Raw genomic sequence first — 21323 nt, 5'->3', positions numbered from 1 at the left:
TCGACACGTTCGTCAGGCCTAATGGATTGGCCGTGTGTGGACCATCCGTGCCGATGGCCGCCCACGGGGAAGCTGGGGTCTTAAGTTTTGCTATCCCGCAGGTTTAAGGCACTCCCTGCAGCTCTTGATTTCATAGCTGCTTGCGATTGCTGCACTAGCGCCACATCCGGATTCGATCCATAAAATATCCTGATCTACAGTGAGCAGGGCCTGATGAGCAACCACCCTGTACAGCTACGATGCGCTGGGCCGATTGATCCAGACCACCGACACCCTGGGGCAAGCCACAAAACAAACCTGGGACTCGCACGACAGGCTCCTCAGCTACCGGTACGACCCGTTTGGACGCAGGATAGCCAAGACGGTAACAGAAGGCGGCACAACGACCACGACGTACTACCAATACAGCGAACAGGGGTTGATGGCAGAAAGCCACGAAACCAGCCCATCAGGGGCAGGTCACGATTAAGCCGTGATCTCCGCCGACATCATCCCCAGCGCTTGATCAAACTCCGCTTGCGTGCTCAACCGCCGCATGGGCGGTAGCGCGGCCAGCAGGCGACGGCCATAGCCCATCTGGATCAGCCGAGCGTCGCCAATGACCAGCAGGCCGGTGTCGGTTTCGCGGCGGATCAGACGGCCCGCACCTTGCTTGAGGGCCACAGCCGCTTCGGGTACGGAATAGTTGGCAAACGCACTGCGGCCTTCCGCCTCCAGCTTGCGGCAACGGGCTTCGACCAGCGGATCGCCCGGCGGCGGGAAGGGCAGCTTGTCGATGACCACCAGTTGCAGCGCCTCACCCGGCATATCCACGCCTTCCCAGAACGAGGCCGATGCCACCAGGATGGCCCCTGGCGCGCCGCCTTGACCTGCCTGACGAAAGCGCTCCATCAGCGCGCGTTTGGGCAGGCTGCCTTGCACCAGCACCTCAAGCCCGGCACTTTCACCAAAGCGCGCATGCAGTGCATCGCCCATGGTGCGCAGCGCGCGCAACGTGGTGGTGAGCACCATGGTGCGCCCGCCCAGGCGCTGGGCGGCATCGCCCGCCAGCCGGGCCACCTGGATGCTGTGGGCCGGATCGGCGGGCCGCGGCAGGTGGCTGGGCACGTACAGCGCTGCCTGACGTGCGTAGTCAAACGGGCTGTCGATGCGCAACACCCGCGCGTCCTGCAAACCGCAGGGCTGGGTGAACCAACTCAGGCGTTCGTCATCGCCCAGCGTGGCGGAGGTGAAGACCCAGGCGCGGGGGCGTTCGGGGGGCGCTGGTTCAGCGGATGCAGGCTCGATCACAGGCTCTGGAGCAGACGCAGACGCAGACACAGGTGCAGGGGGGCCCGTCGCTTCAGGCGTTTCACCCGCTGATACACCCGCTGATGCACCGCCAGCCCGCTCATGGCCTGTCTGTTCATCGTCGTCGGCAGGGGCTGCCAGCAGGCGGGTGCGCACGGCCTCGGCAATATCGAGCGGCGATTCGACCAAACGCAGTGCAGCGCCCACGTCGGCCCAGCGCACCAGCGCCGGATCGCAGGGCTGGGCGAAGCGCTCGGCACGCGCGGTCAGCAAGCGCGCACGCTCGGCCAGACGCCTAAAATCAGGCGACAGCTCGCTGACGGTGTCCAGCCCCTGGGCAGCGGCGTTCAGCGCAGCGATCAGGCGCGCCAGACCGCGCGGCCATTGCGCCTCGTCCACCCCTTCAGGAGCCAGCCCGTTCCAGCGCAGACGGGTTTGACCTTGCCCACGCACGGCACCCAGGGTCAGGCGCAGATCGCGCGCAGCGGTTTCCACCCCGGCGGCCAGCGCCATCCAGTCGCACAGGCCGCGGGCATGCTGCAAACCGCTGGCCAGCACATCGCGCGCCAAATCCAGCAGTTGCCCGGTGGCCAGATGCTGGCCCAGAAACTGGATACCGGTTTCATTCAACTGGTGCGCCTCGTCAAAAATGGCCACACGCACAGTGGGCAGCAACTCGGCCATGCCAGATTCACGAATCGCCAAATCGGCAAAAAACAGGTGATGGTTAATCACCACCACATCAGCGGCCATGGCTTGGCGCCGCGCCAGGTTCACGTGGCAGGCGCGAAACTGCGGGCATTCAGCGCCCAGGCAGTTTTCGCGCGTGGAAGTCACCAACGGGATGATGGGCGAGCGCTCGTCCAGCCCCGGCAGCTCGGCCAGATCGCCCGTATGGGTGGTGGGTGCCCAGCGCTCCACTTTGGTCAACGCGTGGCGCAGGCGCGGCTCGCGCACGTCCACGGCTTGCCCAGCCAGCGCCAGCCGGTGCAGGCACAGGTAGCTGCCCCGGCCTTTAAGCAAAGCCGTGCGCACTGGCACGCCCAGCGCCTGCACCAAGCGCGGCAAGTCGCGCCCGAACAACTGGTCTTGCAAGGTTTTGGTGGCGGTAGACAGCAGCACCCGTTCGCCCGACAGCAATGCGGGCACCAGATAAGCGAAGGTTTTGCCCACACCGGTGGCAGCTTCAGCCACCAGCACGCCGCCCTGCCCTATCGTTTCAGCCACGGCCAGCGCCAGACAGGTTTGGCCTTCGCGCACGCAAAAGCCCTCAGCCGCCCCCGACAGTGGGCCACCGGCATCAAACACCGCCTGCACGGCCTGGATCAACGCCTTCATGCGGGTTCTTTAGGATCCAGCACCGATTGCAGTCTCGCCATGGCATCACGCAAGGCCAAGCGGCGCTTTTTCAGGCGCTGCACCATCAGTTGATCGACCGGGGTTTGCCCGGCCAGTTGGTCGATGGACGCATTCAGATCGGCGTGTTCCATGCGCAACTCAATCAGTTGTCTTTCCAGGGAGTGCAGGTGAGATGTCACAAAACTGTTACTAAACACAGGATAGGTGTATTTTGCGCCGTTAAAGTTGCGTCGATAATACGAAGCTTGGCAAGACCAGCAACGCCCCTTTGCTGGTCACAACAAAACGGGCCACAACAACATGGACAAAGGTTACCGACTCAACGCAGCCACGGGCATTCACAAGGGAGACCGCCCGTACCAACAAGACCAGGTGGCGCTGTTTGCGCACCCGCGCATCAACGGTTGCGTCATGGGCGTGGTGGCCGACGGCATGGGCGGGCGCACAGGCGGGCGCAAGGCGTCTGACCAGGTGCTGCTGACATCGCGCCAGCTGTTCGAGCACTTTTCGCCCGACAGCGAAGACGCCAGCGCCTTGCTGCGCCAGATTGGCGAAGAATCGCACATGGTCATCAGGATGACCGCCGTGGCTGCCGAGCAAGAGCCGCACAGCACCCTGGCGGCCTTTTTGATTGCCCCCGGTGGCGAATGCCACTGGCTGCACACGGGCGATTCACGGCTGTACCACTTTCGCGGCTCTACCTTGGTGCGGCGCACCAAAGACCAGTCTTACGTGCAAGCCATGGTGGATGCGGGCGAGATGACGCCGGACGAAGCTGCCGTGCACCCCAAGTCCAACGTGCTGCTGGGCTGCCTGGGTACCGAAGACGACCCCAAGCTGGACGCGCACATCATTCCCCAGTTGCAAGTGGGCGACTCGCTGCTGGCCTGCACCGATGGTCTGTGGCATTACTTCACCGATGAAGAGCTGGGGTCGGTGCTGCATTCGCTGCCGCCGCGCGATGCCAGCGAATTCCTGATCGACAAAGCCCGCGTGCGGGCCGCTGGCGCGGGCGACAACCTGTCGCTGGCCATTGTGCGGGTCGAGCGCCTGGTCACCAACAAGCCGCAAGTCGGCTCGGCCTTTACGCCTTTGCGCTGAAAACTACCGCTTGCTGAGATCAGGGATGCGGGCGCGCTCAACGCTCAGGGGCGTGCGCCTTGACGCGCTTCGGCATCTTGCTGCTTCTGATCCAGCGTGCGCAGGCGCTCGGCAGTGCGACGCTGGCGTTCCACCGCATTCAAAGCCAGATCTTCCTGCCGCAGACGATCGGTGGTGGCGCGCCGCTCAATTCTTGCATCGCTGATACAGGCATTGACGGTAAAGCGCCGCCAGCAGGCACGTTCAGCCTCGTCAAACTGTTGCTGCGCGGCGCGGCGTGCATCGCCAATACGGGTGCGCTCTGCGGCCAGCCAAGGGGCCAGCAAGGCATCATCGGCCGGTGCCTGTGCGGCCAGTGCCTCGCCCGCAGCGTGGTTGGCGGCGTCGATGGCCTGGCGTTCTTCGCTCACAGGCGGGGCAGATGTGCAGGCCACCAATAAAGTCGCCCCAAAGGTCATTCCGATCAGGCGGGTTGTCAGGCGCGTATTCATGTCAAATGAGTATCTACCGTGCGGTGGGCCAAGGCAAGGTATTCAGTCGACTGCATCTCGGCCAGGCGCGAGATGGTGCGTGGGAATTCATGCGCCAGCGGGCCTTCCGTGTACAACTGCTCAGGCGGCACGGCAGCCGACAGCATGAATTTGCAACGCCGGTCGTACAGCACGTCGATCAGCCAAGTAAAGCGTCGCGCCTCAGAGGCATGGCGGACAAACATTTGCGGCACATCGGACAGCAGCACGGTATGAAACTGGCTGGCGATTTCCAGATAGTCGTTTTGCGAGCGCGGGCCGCCGCACAGCTCTTTGAAGTCGAACCACACCACACCGCCCGCGCGGCGGCGCGCGCGGATTTGCCGCGACTCAATGCGTAGCGCCGTGTCTTCGTCGGCGCAGGTGGCCAATTGATCGAACGCAGCGGTCATGGCCGCATCGGCTGCGGCACCTAAAGGCGTGTGGTACAGCCGCACCTGCTCCAGCGTGCGACGGCGGTAATCGGTGCCGTTGTCCACGTTGACGACTTCCATACGCTGGTTGAGCAGGGCAATGGCAGGCAAGATGCGGTCGCGGTGCAAGCCGTCAGGGTACAGATCGTCGGGCCTGAAATTACTGGTGGTGACAAAGCCCACACCGTTGTCGAACAGCGCCACCAGCAGGCGATGCAGGATCATCGCATCCGTCACGTCGGCCACGTGAAATTCGTCAAAGCAAATCAGCTTGTAGCGCGCCGCCATGCGCCGACCCAGCTCGTCCAGCGGATCGGCAATGCCTTTAAGGCTGGTCAACTCGCGGTGCACTTCGCGCATGAATTCATGAAAGTGCAGCCGCGTCTTGCGGCGCAGCGGCACGGCGTTGAAAAAGCAATCCATCAAAAAGCTTTTGCCGCGCCCCACGCCGCCATACATGTACACGCCCTTGGGAATATCAGGGCGGTTGAACAGTTTTTTGAACGAACTGGAACGCCGCTCTTTGTAAGCCGACCATTCGGCGGCGCAGCGCTCCAGCGCAGCAACAGCGCGTAGTTGCGCCGGATCGCTTTTGTAGCCACGGGCTTTCAACTCAGCCTCGTAGGCTTGGCGAACTCCAGTCACTTCAGTGCTTGATTAGCTTTTAAAAATATAGCGTTCATCGCTTTCAAAATAAGCGATATAAGCCCATTTGATTAAAAATTTAAGGTGCGCTTGTCGACCGCCAGCGCCGCTTCCTTGGTCGATTCGCTCAAGGACGGGTGGGCATGGCAGATGCGGGCGATGTCCTCGCTGCTGGCGCGGAAGGCCATGGCCACGCACGCCTCGGCAATCAATTCGCTGGCCATGGGGCCGATGATGTGCACACCCAGAATTTCATCAGTAGCCGCATCGGCCAAAAACTTGACCATGCCGGTGGTGTCGCCCAGCGCGCGCGCGCGGCCATTGGCCAGAAACGGGAAGGTGCCGGCCTTGTACTTGACGCCTGCGGCTTTGAGTTGCTGCTCGGTCTGGCCCACCCCGGCAATCTCTGGGCTGGTGTAGATGACCGAGGGCACCAGGTTGAAATCCACATGTCCGTGCTGGCCGGCGATGCGCTCAGCCACCGCCACGCCGTCTTCTTCGGCTTTGTGCGCCTGCATGGGGCCGCGCACCTCGTCGCCCACGGCCCAGACGCCGGGCAGGTTGGTTTTGCAGTCGGCATCGACCACGATGTCACCGCGCTCGCCCAGCTTCAGGCCCACGGCTTCAGCGTTCAGGCCGGTGGTGTTGGGCACACGCCCGATAGAGACAATCAGCTTGTCCACCGCCAGCGTTTGCGCCTCGCCCTTGGCGTTGGTGTACGCCACCGTAACACCCTTTTTGGTGGACTTGACTTCGCCCACCTTCACGCCCAGCTCGATCTTCAAGCCCTGTTTGTCGAAAGCCTTTTTGGCTTCTTTGGCGATTTGCTCATCCACCGCACCCAGGAATGTCGGCAGCGCTTCCAGCACCGTCACCTGCGCGCCCAAGCGACGCCACACGCTGCCCATTTCCAGCCCAATCACGCCCGAGCCAATCAGGCCCAGTGTTTTGGGTGCGGCCTGAATGCGCAGCGCGCCGTCATTGCTGAGCACGTTCTCTTCATCAAACGGCAGGCCGGGCAACGCGCGTGCGCTGGAGCCGGTGGCGACGATGATTTGCTGGCCGGTCAGAGTCTCGGGCTTGGCTCCGGCCACGGCAATTTCATAGCCGCTTTGCACCGCCTTGACGAAGCTGCCACGGCCATGAAAGAACGTGACCTTGTTCTTCTTGAACAGGTACAGGATGCCGTCGTTGTTTTGTTTGACCACAGCGGCCTTGCGGGCCACCATCTTGGGCACGTCGATTTTCAAATCCTTGAGGCTGATGCCGTGCTCGCCAAAGTGCTTGGCAGCGTGCTCAAAGTGCTCTGAACTTTGCAACAGCGCCTTGGACGGGATGCAGCCCACGTTGGTGCAGGTGCCGCCCAGCATGGGCTGGCCGTCGGCCGAGGCCCACTCGTCGATGCAGGCCACGTTGTAGCCCAGTTGTGCAGCGCGAATGGCGGCGATGTAGCCGCCAGGGCCTGCGCCGATGACGATGACGTCGAATTGTTGGCTCATGAGAAGTCTTTCAAAAGTTCAAATACGCGAGAGCACCGCTGGGGCAATCAGCCGATGCATGGGCTTGACCAGCGCCATGTAGGCGTGGCCCAGCCGGTTGTGCACATGCACCACGGTGGAGACGACGACGCGCGCGCCATCGTCCATCTTTAACAGCGACAAGGCCACGTCCAGGTGCTTGTCCGAGTCACCCAGAATCACTTCATCGACAGCGATATGGCGCACGGTGAAAATGCCCACCCGGTCACCCACGCGGTAGTCGTGGTCGGCTTTCAGCGGCTCAAAGCTGGACAGGTTACCCAAATCTTTAAGGCCCAGTCGCCGCACCACGGCGTTGCGCGCATCCATGGCACGCTCTACCCAGGCGGGTGTGCGGCGCACAGTGTCCAGCCAGATCGCCATGGCCGAGCGTGCGGGCTGCGGATTGGCGGCCTGATAGGCATCGGCAAAGTCGGCGCTGTGCAGCGTCGGGTTGAGTCGACACTGCGGCGGCACGGCGCACTTGCTGGCCTTGGGCATGGTGATCGGGCGCTTCTGCGGGCCGGTCAGATGTCGAACAACAAGCGCGCCGGATCTTCCAGCGCCTCTTTCATCGCCACCAGGCCCAGCACGGCTTCGCGACCGTCGATGATGCGGTGGTCGTAGCTCATGGCCAAATAGTTCATGGGGCGCACCACGACCTGGCCGTTTTCGACCACAGCGCGGTCTTTGGTGGCGTGCACGCCCAAGATGGCCGACTGCGGCGGATTGATGATGGGGGTGGACATCATGGAGCCAAACACGCCACCGTTGCTGATGGAAAAGGTGCCGCCGGTCATCTCTTCAATGCCCAGCTTGCCATCGCGCGCCTTGGCACCAAACTCGGCGATCTTTTTCTCGATGTCAGCAAAGCTCATCTGGTCGGCGTTGCGCAGGATCGGCACCACCAGGCCACGCGGGCTGCCAACGGCAATGCCGACGTCGAAATAGCCGTGGTAGACGATGTCGTTGCCGTCCACGCTGGCGTTGAGCACCGGGTATTTCTTCAGCGCATGCACCGCTGCCTTAACGAAAAAGCTCATGAAGCCGATCTTGACGCCGTGCTCCTTCTCGAACTTTTCCTGAAAACGCTTGCGCATCTCCATCACCGGCTGCATGTTCACCTCGTTGAAGGTGGTCAGGATGGCGTTGCTGGCCTGCGATTGCAACAAGCGCTCGGCCACGCGGGCGCGCAGGCGCGTCATGGGCACGCGCTGCTCGGGACGGTCACCCAAATTGGGGGGGGCCGCAGCGACTTGCGGCAGGCCACTGGTGGGAACACCCGTCGGAATTTGCGCAGCTTTTTGGCCACCAGCGCTGACAGCACCTGCGCCACCAGCTCCTGATTGCATCGCGCCGAGCACGTCGCCCTTGGTCACACGACCATCTTTGCCGGTGCCCGCCACAGCACCGGCAGCCAGCTTGTTGTCGGCCATCAGCTTGGCGGCCGCGGGCATGGCAATGTCAGACTTGCTGCCGCCTACAGCGGTGGCCGGAGCCGAAACGACCGGGGCAGCCGCCGCACCGGGTGCCGGGGCTGCCGCTGGTGTGGCCGCGCCTGCCACGGCAGCGGTGTCGATGCGGGCCAGCAGTTGGTCGGCCACCACAGTGGCCCCGTCGGCCTCGACGATTTCGGCCAGCACGCCACCTGCCGGGGCAGGCACTTCCAGCACCACCTTGTCGGTTTCGACCTCGATCAGGATTTCATCGACCTTGACGGCCTCACCCGGTTGTTTCTTCCACTGCAGCAGCGTGGCCTCGGCCACGGATTCGGACAGTTGGGGGACTTTGACTTCAACGATCGCCATTTGATGTATTCCAGTTGTCTTGTATGTGATTCATCGTGGGCACCTGGCGGGCCGCGCCGCACTGTCGCAGCGTGTCCGCCAGCGCCAACACCCCTTATTTCTGCAACACGAAGCCTTTGATACGGCCAAAGGCAGCATCGATCAGTGACTTTTGCTGCTCTTGATGCAAATGCGCATAGCCCACTGCGGGCGAAGCCGATGCGGCGCGACCGGCGTAGCCCAGCTTCTGGCCCGACTGCATGTTTTCATGAATCAGATGCTGCACAAAGAACCATGCCCCCTGGTTTTGCGGCTCGTCCTGGCACCAGACGATTTCAGTGGCGTTAGGGTATTTCTTGACCTCGGCACCGAACGCTTTGTGTGGGAACGGATAGAGCTGCTCGACACGGATGATGACTACGTCGTCCATGCCTTTTTCTTCCCGGCGCTTGGCCAGGTCGTAATACACCTTGCCCGAACAAGCGACGATGCGTTTGACTTTGTCGGCCTTCAGCTCGCCCTGATCTGCAATCACGGTCTGGAAGCTGCCCTTGGTAAATTCGGTCAGCGGCGAGGTGGCGTCCTTGTTGCGCAGCAGGCTCTTGGGCGTCATGATGATCAGCGGCTTGCGCAGCGGGCGAATCATCTGACGGCGCAGCACGTGGAAGATTTGGCTGGCGGTGGTGGGCTGCACGACCTGCATGTTGGTGTCGGCCGACAGTTGCATAAAGCGCTCCAGACGCGCCGACGAGTGCTCTGGCCCCTGGCCTTCGTAGCCGTGCGGCAGCATCAGCGTGATGCCGTTGACGCGGCCCCACTTGACTTCGCCCGAGGCGATGAACTGGTCGATCAGCACCTGCGCGCCGTTGGCAAAGTCACCAAACTGCGCTTCCCAGACCACCAGGGTATTGGGGTCGTTCGAGGCGTAGCCGTACTCAAAACCCAGCACCGCTTCTTCGGACAGGATCGAATCGATGACCACAAACGGAGCCTGCTTGTCGCTGACGTTTTCCAGCGGGATGTAAGTGCCTTCGTCGAACCGCTCGCGCTTTTGGTCGTGCAGCACGGCGTGGCGGTGCACGAAGGTGCCGCGCCCGCAGTCTTCGCCCGACAGGCGGATCGGGTAGCCGCTGGCCACCAGCGAAGCAAAGGCCATGTGCTCGCCCATGCCCCAGTCGACGTTGACATCGCCCCGCCCCATGGCGGCGCGGTCTTCCAGCACTTTTTTGACCAGGGTGTGGACGTTAAAGCCTTCAGGCACGGTGGTGATGCGCTCGGCCAGCCGCTTCCACTCAGCCAGAGGGATTGCGGTTTCTGCCGCATCAGTCCACTTGGTGCTCAAAAAAGGCGACCAGTCGACCGAGTATTTGCTCTTGAAGTTGGTCAGCACCGGATCGACCGTGTGGCGACCCGCGTCCATGGCGGCGCGGTAGGTAGCCACGAATTCGTCCGGGCCTTCGGCCGTCAGCACGCCTTGCGTAACCAACTTGTCGCCATACAGCTTGCGCGTGCCGGGGTGCTGGCCAATCTTGGTGTACATCAGCGGCTGCGTCAGCATGGGCGTGTCTTGCTCGTTGTGGCCCAGCTTGCGAAAGCAGATGATGTCCACCACCACATCCCGGTTGAATTCTTGCCGGTACTGCAAGGCCAGTTGGGTGCACAACACCACAGCTTCGGGGTCGTCGCCGTTAACGTGCAGTACGGGCGCGTCAATCATCTTCACGATGTCGGTGCAGTACAGGGTGGAGCGGCTGTCACGCGGATCGCTGGTGGTAAAGCCGATCTGGTTGTTGATGACGATGTGCATCGTGCCGCCGGTGGTGTAGCCGCGCGTCTCGGACAGCGCCAGGGTTTCCATCACCACGCCCTGGCCCGCAAAGGCCGCATCGCCGTGCACCAGCACGGGCAGGACGGTATCGCCCTCGTTGTCGCCGCGACGGTCCAGACGGGCGCGCACGCTGCCTTCGACCACCGGGTTAACGATTTCCAGGTGCGAGGGGTTGAACGCCAGCGTCAGGTGCACCGGGCCGCCAGGTGTGCTGACGTCGGAGCTGAAGCCCTGGTGGTACTTCACATCGCCCGAAGGCAGGTTCTCGGGTGCGGTGTGGTCGAACTCGGCGAACAGCATCGAGGGCATCTTGCCCAGCGTATTGACCAGCACGTTCAGGCGACCGCGGTGGGCCATACCGATCACCACTTCTTGCACGCCTTCTTTGCCCGCCTGGTTCACCAGCTCGTCCATGGCGACGATGAAGCTCTCGCCGCCTTCGAGCGAAAAGCGCTTTTGCCCCACATATTTGGTGTGCAAAAAACGCTCCAGCCCTTCAGCAGCGGTCAGGCGATCAAGCACATGTTTTTTCTGCTCGGCGTTGAGCTGCGGGTTGGTACGCGCGCTCTCCAGCTTTTGCTGCCACCAGCGCTTTTGCGTCTGGTCGGTGATGTACATGAACTCGGCACCAATGGTGCCGCAATAGGTTTCGCGCAGCGCGTTCAGCAAGTCGCGCAGCGACATGGTGTCTTTGCCGAAGAAGGTGTTGCTGGTGTTGAACACCGTCTCCATGTCGGCGTCGGTGAAGCCATAGAACGACGGCTCCAGCTCAGGAATTGGCGGACGCTCGGTGCGTTTGAGCGGATCCAGATCGGCCCAGCGCGCGCCCACGTTGCGGTACGCGGCAATCAGTTGTTGCGCCGCCGTGCGCTTGCGGCCCAACTCAGAATCGGCCCCGGAAGCCAACACCACCTGGGTGCCGCCTTGCTTGGCGCGCTCGGCAAAGGCATTAATGACCGGCAGGTGAGGCACGTCGCGCGTGCTGCTGCCATCCAGGGCGGGCACGTGCTGCAAAGCGTCGAAATATTCGCGCCACGAATCGGGCACGCTGCCGGGGTTGGCCAGATAGCTTTCATACATCTCTTCGACATACGGCGCATTGCCGCCAAAGAGATAAGTGTTGCCCTGGTAGGTTTGATAGACGGACTTCGTCTCGTTCATGGCGTTCGCTGATCTTTCGCCCCCCTTCAGGGGGCTGGAGCTGGTGAAAAAACCTTCCGCGTCACGGCTGAACCGGTTGGCGGACGCGACTGGCTGGGAAGGGGCCGGAATACTTCGCTGGAGCGCCATTTTGCCACTACGGCAGCGCGCGTGCAGGCCACCGTGGCATACAACCCACGGTCACCTTGCACGCATTGCCCGGCTTATGGGGTGAGCATTTCCTTGATTTGTTGCAGCGCAGCAGGATCTTCCATGGTGGTCAAATCACCAGGGTCACGCCCTTCGCAAACAGCCTGCACGGCGCGGCGCAATACCTTGCCGGAACGGGTTTTTGGAAGCACCTGCACAAAACGTACGCGCGACGGCCGCGCCACTGCACCCAGCGAGGCATCCACCACCTTCATCACTTCGCCCTCCAGCTTGAGCAGGGCCTGCTCGTCGTCCAGAATGCTGGCGTCTTTCAGCACGGCAAAGGCCATCGCCACCTGCCCTTTGAGCTGGTCGGCCACGCCCACCACGGCTACTTCGGCCACCGCAGAGTGGCTGGAAATGGATTCTTCAATCTCGCGCGCGCCCAGGCGGTGACCGGCCACGTTGATCACATCGTCGGTGCGACCCAGGATGAAGAAGTAACCGTCTTCGTCCCGAATGCCCCAGTCGAACGTGGAATACACCAGCTTGCCGGGCACGCTCTTCCAATAGGTGTTGACAAAGCGTTGGTCATCGCGCCACACGGTTTGCATGCAACCGGGCGGCAGCGGGCCTTCGATGGCGAGCACGCCTTTTTCGTTGGCACCGGCCAGCTCGGCACCGGTCTGGTCGTCCAGCAGCTTGACGTTGTAACCGTACACCGCCTTGCCGGGCGAGCCGAATTTGGACGATTGCTTTTCGACCCCATTGCAAATGGTCAGAATGGGCCAGCCAGTTTCGGTCTGCCAGTAGTTGTCGATGATGGGCTTGCCCTTCAGCCCGGCGCTGATCCACTGCGCCGTGGGTTCGTCCAGCGGCTCGCCAGCCAGAAACAGCGCGCGCAGGCTGGACAGGTCGTATTTCGTCAGATAAGCCGGGTCTTGCTTTTTCAGCACCCGCACCGCCGTGGGCGCGCTGAACATCACCGTGACCTTGTATTTTTCGACCAGATGCCACCAGATGCCGCCGTCAGGGCGCACTGGCGTGCCTTCGTACATGATGGTGGCCATGCCACCAATCAGCGGGCCGTAGACGATGTAGCTGTGGCCGACCACCCAGCCGATGTCGCTGGTGGAGAAGAACGTTTCACCGGGGTTGCCCGTAAAAATGTGCTTCATCGACGCGGCCAGCGCCACGGCGTAGCCACCGGTATCGCGCTGCACGCCCTTGGGCTTGCCGGTGGTGCCGCTGGTGTAGAGCGTGTAGCTGGGGTGGGTGGATTCGACCCATTCGCAGGGCACCTGAGCGTTCAAATGCTGTTCACGCAGCGCGCCCCACACCAGATCGCGCCCTTGCACCAATTGCATGGGGGCCAGGCCGCGATCGACCAGCAACACCGCCTTGGGCTTGTGCTTGGCCAGCGAAATTGCCTCATCCAGCAGGTGTTTGTAGGGCACTGGCTTGCCGCCGCGCGAGCCAGCGTCGGCGCTGACAATCACCACCGGCTCGACATCGTCGATTCGCGTGGCCAGAGAGCCAGACGCAAAACCGCCAAACACCACCGAATGCAGCGCCCCAATGCGGGTGCAGGCCAGCATGGCAAACGCCGCCTCGGCAATCATGGGCATGTAGATCAGCACCCGGTCGCCTTTTTTGACGCCTTGCGCTTTCAACACTGCTGCCATGCGCTGCACCTCGGCGTGCAACTCGGCAAAGGTGTAAACGCGTTCTTGGTCGGTCTCGGTGGAGACAAAAATCAACGCGGGCTGGTCGGCACGGTCTTTCAGATGGCGATCCACCGCGTTGTGGCATAAGTTGGTGGTGCCGCCCACAAACCATTTCGCAAACGGCGGGTTGCTGTAATCACAAACGGCTTGTGGCGGGGTTTGCCAGTCGATCAACCTGGCCTGCTCAGACCAAAAGGCGTCGCGGTCATCAATGGATCGACGGAAAAAATCAGCGTAGTTGGTCATGAGTGTCTCCTTGAGTTATGTCGTATTTATTGAACATGTTCGCACGGGCCAATGCACCGGTCACGTCCCGCATTGGCGTATCCAATGCATTCAAGCGGGTATCGGTACATTGTGGCAGGCAGGCACTTGCGTCAAGCTGACAGCCAGGTGCGCCGCCTTCGACATCACGCCGGAGCCTCATGCCAGATTCAAGACACCTGGGTCAAGGAACCAGCGCCAGTCAGCGCGCCGCTTTTTCCAGCCGCCGCGCGTTGTTCACCGCCCGCCGGTGCACTGGTGCCAGCCCGTGCAAGCCGATGTCCAGCATGGCGTTGGCCCAATGCTCACCGGCACGGGTCGAGACATGGCCAGCGGTGGGCCACCTGGTCCAGCCACTCATGGCCGCTCCCCACCACAAGCCGATCCACCAGTTGGCGAACTGCTGCTGCGACAGCGCCGTCTGCGCCATCATGGCCTGCCATGATTCGCCAAACGCCTCGAACTTTTCCGCCCCCATACGGAAAAACTCTTGCTGGTCGCTGGCGGCGGGCAGCCATCCCGCACCCATCATGCGGCCCATGCGCATGGCCACCACCTGGGGCACGGCTTGCGCCAGCTCGCCCGAGCGGCGAGACAGCTTGTATTGTTTGCTGGAGGTCATGGCATGGGTTCCCTGAATGCTGGTTGCGCCGCTGCCTGTGGCAACAGCGCGAAATACTATTATTTTAGTAGCTACATCCACCTTCTCAACAAGCGCTGTCAGCCAAAACGTGCTTAATTCCTGACCCACAAGACCAGCGATTTATTTGATGAGCATCTGCCATGCTTTGAACTGCGGGTGCTGGCTGTCGCGCAACCATTCAAATCCCACCATTTCGGCGGTCAGCAGCTCGCACCCGGCAGCGGCCAAGCGGTCAAACGCAGCATCGCGGTTACGGTCGGTGCGCGAGCCGCAGGCGTCGGTGACGACGCACACATCCCAATCGCCTTCCAGTAAATCGAGTGCGGTTTGCAGCAAGCAGACATGCGCCTCGCAACCGGCCATGACCAGCGTGCTGCGTTCGGGCGCTTGCTGGGCGGGCTGGTTTTTTTGCAAGTGGCGCGGCAGGCTGCGCGCGTTGCCGCGCAGCGCGGGTGCAGGCGGTGCCAGCAAAGGCTGCAACACGCTGGCAGCGCTGAACGCCATCTTGGGCACCACGCGGTCGCACTGCGCGACCAGGTCGACATCGGTGCCGCCCAGCTTGGCCGGGTTTTGCTCGGTGGCCCACACCGGCACTTGCATCAGCCGGGCCATGCGGGCCAGCCGCTGGGCGTTGGCCAGCACCTCGACACTGCCGTGAATGGCGGGCATCAAGCGGCTTTGGTAGTCCACCAGAATCAATTGGGATTGGTCAGCATCAAGCAGCATGGCGTTCTTTTGTGCGAATTTTTGGGTCGTGCGCGCGGCAGCGTATTGCCACGTTACACGGTTTTGCGCATGGCCAGCAGGTAGTTGACCGAGGTGTCGCCTGACAGGCGGTAGCGCCGCGTCAACGGGTTGTATTCCAGCCCTTTGGTGTGCTGCACAGTCAGCCCGGCATCGCGGCCAAAGCGCGCCAGCTCGCTCGGGCGCAGCAGCCGGGCATATTCGTGCGTGCCGCGGGGCACCAAGTTCAGCACGTATTCCGCGCCCACGATGGCGAACAAAAACGACTTCGGATTGCGGTTGATGGTGGAGAAAAACACCCATCCGCCTGGCTTCACCAGTGTGGCGCATGCTTGCACGATAGACGCCGGATTGGGCACGTGTTCCAGTATTTCCAGACACGTCACCACATCAAATTGGCCGGGCTGCTGCTCCGCCAAGGTTTCAGCGGCCACATTTTTGTACGTGATATTGGGCGTTTGCGCTTCGAGCGCATGCAATTGCGCCACTTTGAGCGATTTCTCAGCCAGGTCAATGCCCAATACATGCGCGCCTTTGCGCGCCATGGCGTCGGCCAAAATGCCGCCACCGCAGCCCACATCCAACACTTGCTGGTCCGCCAGCGGACTCAGGCCATCAATCCAGTCCAGGCGCAGTGGATTGATGTGATGCAGGGCCGCGAACTCACCGCTTTTGTCCCACCAGCGGTGCGCCAGCGCGGAAAATTTGGCCAGTTCGGATTCGTCAACATTGGCGGCATTCATGGCCTGATTGTCCCACGGCCAGCGCCGCTGCCACCGGCCGCAAGCCCGGTCTACGGCGGCAAGCCGTGCATTTGCGCAAACCGGGCGCGCTCGGCATCCACCTCTTGCTGGGTGATGCAGGCTTTGGGAGGCTGCTCGGCGCGCTGGTGCCAAAAATTGCGGTAATCATCACTCTGATACGGATCGGCAATCACATACCCAGCGCGCTCCGGGCAGATTTTGGCATCCGGGCAGTCGCGCCAGGTGGCACCGTAAATCACCCGGCCATCGCGTGTCAGGCCCGGAAAGGCGCTGGCCAACACACGGTGGCGCCCATGGGCCAGCCTGAAGGTGGTCGCCAAACCCCGGTCGTACACGTACACGTGCCCCAGGTCGCTGTAGGTCAGCCACGCAGACGTGGCCCCACTGGGGTAACCAAACACCGCCTTGCCGGGTGAAAAACCCAAATCAGCCCGTAAGTCGCACGGCGCTGGCTCTCCACTGGCCGCGCCCAGGCCATAGACGCGCATTGTGGGCTTGCCCTGGCGCGGCACCTGCGGAATGGCTGAAAACTCAGCGCCGTCGATTGAAATCATGGGCAATGCGTACACGTTGCCGTCCAGCGCCGCGCGACCACCGCAAATGAAGTGCGGGCCGTCGGTTTGGATGATTTGGGCTTGCTGGCCGTCATCGCGCACGGTCAGCGTAGCGATCTGCAAAGGCCCTACGCCTTGCTGGTCAGGATGGGCACTTTGGGGCCAGCTCAGCGAGCGGACAAATATCGTTTGCGGCTTTTCAGCAGTCGGCTTCAAAGAGCGTGCGTTCACTGCCATCTCGGACGCTGCGGCGTAAAACCCTGTCATGCCACCTTTGAACAAAGGCTTTGATTGCGCTTGCAAGCGCAGCACATCAGCAAAGCGGTAATGCGCACCGTTGACGTCCACCAGATAGCGCCATGTGCCCTGAACCGGGAACGCCTCATTGTCAAAAGGCGTTCGGTACGCCTTGATTGGGCCTGCTTCAGAAGCAGGCAACTCCATCAGCGACACCCGCCCCCACTGGGCACCAGAATAAGAGCGCAACACGTAGCGGCCATCTGGACTGATGCGCTCATAAGTGCCCAGCGCAGGTACGTCACGGGTATCCAAGCCAACCACCGCCCCATCCAGTGGCAGATAGCTGATGGGGGGCACGCAAGCGGGTGCGGCGCTTTCCTCACCTCGCGCGCCACCGCACAGCAGCGCCATTAAACAAGCGCCTACCAACGCTTGCTGGGTCTGCACGCGTGAGAAAGCATTCAGGGGCATGACAAGGTATCCCGGCGTTGCACCAAAACAGCGCGCCACATATCGCTGGGCATCACCCCAAAAACCGGCCAAGGATGGACTTGGCCACAGCGCGCCACCAGCGCACTGGGAAAATGGTTGAGCAAGCCACAAGCGGCGGCCAGTTGTGGCTCCATCACAGGGATGATGCTTAAATCGAGCATTCCTGCGGCTTCCAAAGCAGCCCGCCACTCGTTTGCAGGCACTTGTGGATCACGCCGCAAAACCACTTCAAATCCTGCCGCCTCAGCGGCCACGCGCATGCGCGGCCACTCATGCAGGGCGTAAACCATGCGCGGCGACAGTACCACCAGCACCGCACTGCGGGATGCAGGCCAGTTCAATGCGGATGCGGCGACCATGGCACAAGTCGCCGTCTGCACAGACTGCGCTGCAAAGGCAGGCAGGCACCCCAAAAAAAACCACCCAACCCCCACCATCCAGTAGCACCACGCCAGCCGGATCGATCTGCATAAAGCCCAAAGTCGCTGCCGCATAAAAAAAGCCTTGGGAGCTTGCACTCCCAAGGCTTTCTTGAGTCGTTATCCGGTGAAGCGGATTATTGACCTGCGCGCGTGCCAACCACTTCGATTTCCACGCGACGGTTCTGGGCGCGGCCAGCAGCGGTCTTGTTGGTAGCCACTGGCTGGGTTTCGCCCTTGCCTTCGGTGTAAACGCGGTTGCGCTCAACACCTTTGTTCACCAGATAAGCCTTGACGGCTTCAGCACGGCGAACCGACAGGCGTTGGTTGTAAGCAGCGCTACCCACCGAGTCGGTGTGGCCCACGGCAATGATGACTTCCAGGTTGATGCCCTGGATCTTGCTGGTCAGATCGTCCAGCTTGGCCTTGCCTTCAGGCTTGAGCACCGACTTGTCGAAGTCGAAGAAGGCATCAGCAGCGTAGGTCACCTTGGTCGGCACGACAGGAGCCGGAGCCGGGGGAGGCGGAGCAGCAGGTGTTGCGGCCGGGGCAGCGGCAGGCGCTGGAGCAGCAGCAGGAGCCAAAGCGCCGTCGCAGCCAGGAGCAGCCGTTGCAGGCGTCCAGTTGGCATCGCGCCAGCACAGTTCGTTGGTACCGTTTTTCCAGATCAGGTTGCCGTGGCCATTGCGCCAGTTGTCAGAGTTGATCGTCGAGCCAGCAGCGAAGGCGGAACCAGCGACGGTTGCAACGGCGAACATGATCGCTACTTGGTTGAGTTTCTTCATGGTTCTCCTCATGGGGAAAAAATCCGCAGCCGGGCTGCGATAAATCGGACGCTTCAAGTGACCACCACCAAAAACGTTGGGATTGATTGTGCCACACGTCTTCGTGCATTCTTACCAGAACGCGCATTGCGGGCGTCAGACAAGGCCGTAATTTTGAGCTTATGTTGCGCGATTGCGACAACCCAATGCCCCTAGAATTGATCCCTTTCGCCCGCCGTGGACTGCAACCTACATTTATGACTTCATTCGCCAAAGAAACGCTCCCTATCAGCCTGGAAGAGGAGATGCGGCGAAGCTACCTGGATTACGCCATGAGCGTGATCGTGGGTCGCGCGCTGCCTGATGCGCGGGACGGGCTGAAGCCGGTACACCGGCGCGTGCTGTACTCCATGCATGAAGCCAACAACGTCTGGAATCGCCCTTATGTGAAATGCGCGCGCGTGGTCGGTGACGTGCTGGGGCGCTTTCACCCACACGGGGATTCGGCCACTTATGAAGCGCTGGTGCGCATGGCGCAAGATTTTTCGCTGCGCCACCCGCTGATTGATGGGCAGGGCAACTTCGGCTCGGTCGATGGAGACAGCGCCGCCGCTTATCGCTATACAGAATGTCGGCTGGAGAAAATTTCCAGCGAAATTTTGGCCGATATCGACAAGCAAACCGTCGATATGGTGCCCAATTACGACGGCAAAGAGCTGGAGCCGACGGTACTGCCCACCCGGCTGCCCAACCTGCTGATCAACGGCTCGGGCGGCATTGCCGTTGGCATGGCGACCAACATCCCGCCGCACAACCTGAATGAGGTGGTAGACGCCTGCCTGCACCTGCTGCGCCAGCCCGAAGCCAGCATCGATGAGCTGATGGAGATCGTGCCTGCGCCCGACTTCCCCACCGGCGGCATCATCTACGGCATCCAAGGCGTGCGCGACGGCTACCGCACCGGTCGTGGCCGCGTGGTCATGCGCGCCAAGGTGCATTTTGAAGACATCGACAAAGGCCAGCGCCAAGCCATCATCGTTGACGAGATCCCCTACCAGGTCAACAAAAAGACTTTGCAGGAGCGCATGGCCGAACTGGTGCACGAGAAAAAGCTCGAAGGCATCAGCCACATCCAGGACGAGTCCGACAAATCCGGCATGCGCCTGGTGATCGAGCTCAAGCGCGGCGAAGTGCCCGAAGTCGTCCTCAACAACCTGTACAAACAAACCCAGTTGCAAGACACCTTTGGCGTCAATATGGTGGCGCTGGTGGACGGGCAGCCCAAGCTGTGCAACCTGAAAGATCTGATCGAGGTCTTCATCCAGCATCGACGCGAAGTGGTCACCCGCCGCACGGTGTTCGATTTGCGCAAAGCGCGTGACCGCGGCCACGTGCTGGAAGGTCTGGCGGTGGCGCTGGCCAACATCGACGAATTCATCCGCATCATCCGCGAATCACCCACGCCACCGGTGGCCAAGGCCGAGCTGATGGCCCGCAGTTGGGACAGTGCGCTGGTGCGCGAAATGCTGACCCGCACCCGCGAGGACGGTGCCACCATCAGTGCCGACGACTACCGTCCCGAAAGTTTGTCCCGCAGCTTTGGCCTGCAAGGCGACGGCCTGTACCGCCTGTCAGACACGCAAGCGCAAGAAATTTTGCAAATGCGCCTGCAACGCCTGACAGGGCTGGAACAGGACAAAATCATCGCTGAATACAAAGACGTGATGGCCGAGATTGAAGACCTGCTCGACATCCTGGCCAAACCCGAGCGCGTATCGACCATCATTGCCGACGAGCTGACCGCCGTCAAAACCGAATTTGGTCAAACCAAGAACGGCGCACGCCGATCCACCATCGAGCCCAACGCGCAAGACCTGGCCACCGAAGACCTGATCACACCCACCGACATGGTGGTCACGCTCAGCCACTCGGGCTACATCAAGGCCCAGCCGCTGTCCGAATACCGGTCGCAAAAGCGCGGCGGGCGCGGCAAGCAAGCCACCGCCACCAAGGAAGACGACTGGGTCGATCAGCTGTTCATCGCCAACACGCACGACTACATCCTGTGCTTTTCCAACCGGGGACGGCTGTACTGGCTGAAAGTGTGGGAAGTGCCTTCCGGCTCGCGCGGCTCGCGCGGGCGTCCCATCGTCAACATGTTCCCGCTGGCCGAGGGCGAAAAAATCAACGTCGTGCTGCCGCTCACGGGCGAGGCGCACAGCTTTCCTGAAGATCGCTACGTGTTCATGTCGACTTCGATGGGCACCGTCAAGAAGACCTCGCTGGCCGAGTTCAGCAACCCACGCAAGGCTGGTATCATCGCCGTCGGCCTTGATGAGGGCGACTATCTGATTGGCGCAGCCCTCACGGACGGCGCGCACGACGTGATGCTGTTTTCTGACGGCGGCAAGGCCGTGCGCTTTGACGAAAACGATGTGCGGCCCATGGGCCGCAACGCCCGCGGCGTGCGCGGCATGCAACTGGAAGAAGGCCAAAGCGTGATCGCCCTGCTGGTGGCCGAGTCAGAGGCCAGCGACAGCACTGCGGAACCAAGTGCCCGCACCAGCGTTCTAACCGCCACTGAAAACGGTTACGGAAAACGCACACACATTACCGAATACACACGCCACGGCCGTGGCACCAAGGGCATGATCGCCATCCAGCAAAGCGAGCGCAACGGCAAAGTCGTGGCCGCCACGCTGGTCAGCGTGGAAGATGAAATCATGCTCATCACCGACAAAGGTGTGCTGGTGCGCACGCGCGTGGCTGAAATCCGCGAAATGGGCCGCGCCACGCAAGGCGTGACCCTGATCGCACTCGACGACGGCGCCCAGTTGAGCGGCCTGCAACGCATTGTTGAAAACGACGCGCAGGATCCGGATAACGGCGATTCCACGGACACCCCAACGGAGTAAATCTTGAAAGCAACCCTCAACAAATTGCCAATCGCTA

Annotated in this window: 17 protein-coding genes; 2 read left to right on the top strand and 15 right to left on the bottom strand. The window is 61.7% G+C overall.

Going from position 1 to position 21323, the window contains the following annotated elements; all coding sequences use genetic code 11:
• Positions 1-465: 465 nt before the first annotated feature.
• Positions 466-2628, bottom strand: coding sequence for a helicase C-terminal domain-containing protein (locus ACK5NW_RS01100; RefSeq protein WP_416924405.1), 2163 nt, complete (start codon positions 2626-2628; stop codon positions 466-468).
• Positions 2625-2828: a YdcH family protein gene (locus ACK5NW_RS01095; protein WP_416924404.1), complete on the bottom strand. Its 204-nt coding sequence runs from the start codon at positions 2826-2828 to the stop codon at positions 2625-2627. The genes ACK5NW_RS01100 and ACK5NW_RS01095 overlap by 4 nt, the downstream gene beginning before the upstream one ends.
• Before the next feature lie 121 nt (positions 2829-2949).
• Here ACK5NW_RS01095 and ACK5NW_RS01090 point away from each other — a divergent pair, with 121 nt between their 5' ends.
• On the top strand, positions 2950-3750 hold the full coding sequence (locus ACK5NW_RS01090; protein WP_416924403.1) for a PP2C family protein-serine/threonine phosphatase: 801 nt from the start codon (positions 2950-2952) through the stop codon (positions 3748-3750).
• Positions 3751-3794: 44 nt separating this feature from the next.
• On the opposite strand, the gene ACK5NW_RS01085 is transcribed toward ACK5NW_RS01090, so the two are convergent.
• The 13 genes from ACK5NW_RS01085 to ompA all read right to left on the bottom strand — a co-directional run bounded on the left by ACK5NW_RS01085 (position 3795) and on the right by ompA (position 18392).
• Positions 3795-4241, bottom strand: coding sequence for a hypothetical protein (locus ACK5NW_RS01085; protein ID WP_416924402.1), 447 nt, complete (start codon positions 4239-4241; stop codon positions 3795-3797).
• Positions 4238-5338 carry a cell division protein ZapE gene (gene zapE / locus ACK5NW_RS01080; RefSeq protein ID WP_416924401.1) on the bottom strand — a complete coding sequence of 367 codons (1101 nt, stop codon included), beginning with the start codon at positions 5336-5338 and terminating at the stop codon, positions 4238-4240. The genes ACK5NW_RS01085 and zapE overlap by 4 nt, the downstream gene beginning before the upstream one ends.
• A gap of 71 nt (positions 5339-5409) precedes the next feature.
• Positions 5410-6837 (bottom strand): dihydrolipoyl dehydrogenase, encoded by a 1428-nt coding sequence (gene lpdA, locus ACK5NW_RS01075; RefSeq protein WP_416924400.1) that lies wholly within the window; start codon positions 6835-6837, stop codon positions 5410-5412.
• Between the two features lie 18 nt (positions 6838-6855).
• Positions 6856-7356 carry a DUF2867 domain-containing protein gene (locus ACK5NW_RS01070; protein WP_416924399.1) on the bottom strand — a complete coding sequence of 167 codons (501 nt, stop codon included), beginning with the start codon at positions 7354-7356 and terminating at the stop codon, positions 6856-6858.
• Positions 7357-7382: 26 nt separating this feature from the next.
• The gene (odhB, locus tag ACK5NW_RS01065) at positions 7383-8663 is read right to left on the bottom strand and encodes a 2-oxoglutarate dehydrogenase complex dihydrolipoyllysine-residue succinyltransferase (RefSeq protein ID WP_416924398.1); all 1281 of its coding nucleotides are present in this window, start codon (positions 8661-8663) and stop codon (positions 7383-7385) included.
• A gap of 94 nt (positions 8664-8757) precedes the next feature.
• Complete coding sequence (locus tag ACK5NW_RS01060) at positions 8758-11631, bottom strand: 2-oxoglutarate dehydrogenase E1 component (protein WP_416924397.1); 2874 nt, start codon at positions 11629-11631, stop codon at positions 8758-8760.
• Positions 11632-11834: 203 nt separating this feature from the next.
• The gene (locus tag ACK5NW_RS01055) at positions 11835-13733 is read right to left on the bottom strand and encodes a propionate--CoA ligase (protein WP_416924396.1); all 1899 of its coding nucleotides are present in this window, start codon (positions 13731-13733) and stop codon (positions 11835-11837) included.
• 220 nt (positions 13734-13953) lie between these two features.
• Positions 13954-14373, bottom strand: a complete 420-nt coding sequence (locus tag ACK5NW_RS01050) for a polyhydroxyalkanoate granule-associated phasin (RefSeq protein ID WP_416924395.1) — start codon at positions 14371-14373, stop codon at positions 13954-13956.
• A gap of 141 nt (positions 14374-14514) precedes the next feature.
• The gene (locus ACK5NW_RS01045) at positions 14515-15120 is read right to left on the bottom strand and encodes an isochorismatase family protein (protein WP_416924394.1); all 606 of its coding nucleotides are present in this window, start codon (positions 15118-15120) and stop codon (positions 14515-14517) included.
• Positions 15121-15173: 53 nt separating this feature from the next.
• Entirely contained in the window at positions 15174-15881 is a 708-nt protein-coding gene (ubiG, locus tag ACK5NW_RS01040) for a bifunctional 2-polyprenyl-6-hydroxyphenol methylase/3-demethylubiquinol 3-O-methyltransferase UbiG (RefSeq protein WP_416924393.1), read from the bottom strand.
• Positions 15882-15931: 50 nt separating this feature from the next.
• Entirely contained in the window at positions 15932-17167 is a 1236-nt protein-coding gene (locus ACK5NW_RS01035) for a hypothetical protein (RefSeq protein WP_416924392.1), read from the bottom strand.
• Entirely contained in the window at positions 17158-17547 is a 390-nt protein-coding gene (locus ACK5NW_RS01030) for a hypothetical protein (RefSeq protein ID WP_416924391.1), read from the bottom strand. Before ACK5NW_RS01030 ends, ACK5NW_RS01035 begins: the two co-directional genes overlap by 10 nt.
• Before the next feature lie 197 nt (positions 17548-17744).
• A complete protein-coding gene (gene ompA / locus ACK5NW_RS01025; RefSeq protein WP_416924390.1) occupies positions 17745-18392 on the bottom strand; it encodes an outer membrane protein OmpA in 648 nt (215 codons plus the stop codon).
• A gap of 236 nt (positions 18393-18628) precedes the next feature.
• Here ompA and gyrA point away from each other — a divergent pair, with 236 nt between their 5' ends.
• The gene (gene gyrA / locus ACK5NW_RS01020; protein WP_416924389.1) at positions 18629-21286 is read left to right on the top strand and encodes a DNA gyrase subunit A; all 2658 of its coding nucleotides are present in this window, start codon (positions 18629-18631) and stop codon (positions 21284-21286) included.
• Positions 21287-21323: the final 37 nt, after the last annotated feature.

It is taken from the genome of Ottowia sp., from assembly GCF_047975795.1.
In the GTDB taxonomy this organism is placed as follows: domain Bacteria; phylum Pseudomonadota; class Gammaproteobacteria; order Burkholderiales; family Burkholderiaceae_C; genus Ottowia.
Note: the sequence above shows the minus strand (reverse complement) of the source record. Positions and strands in the feature narration are given on the sequence as shown.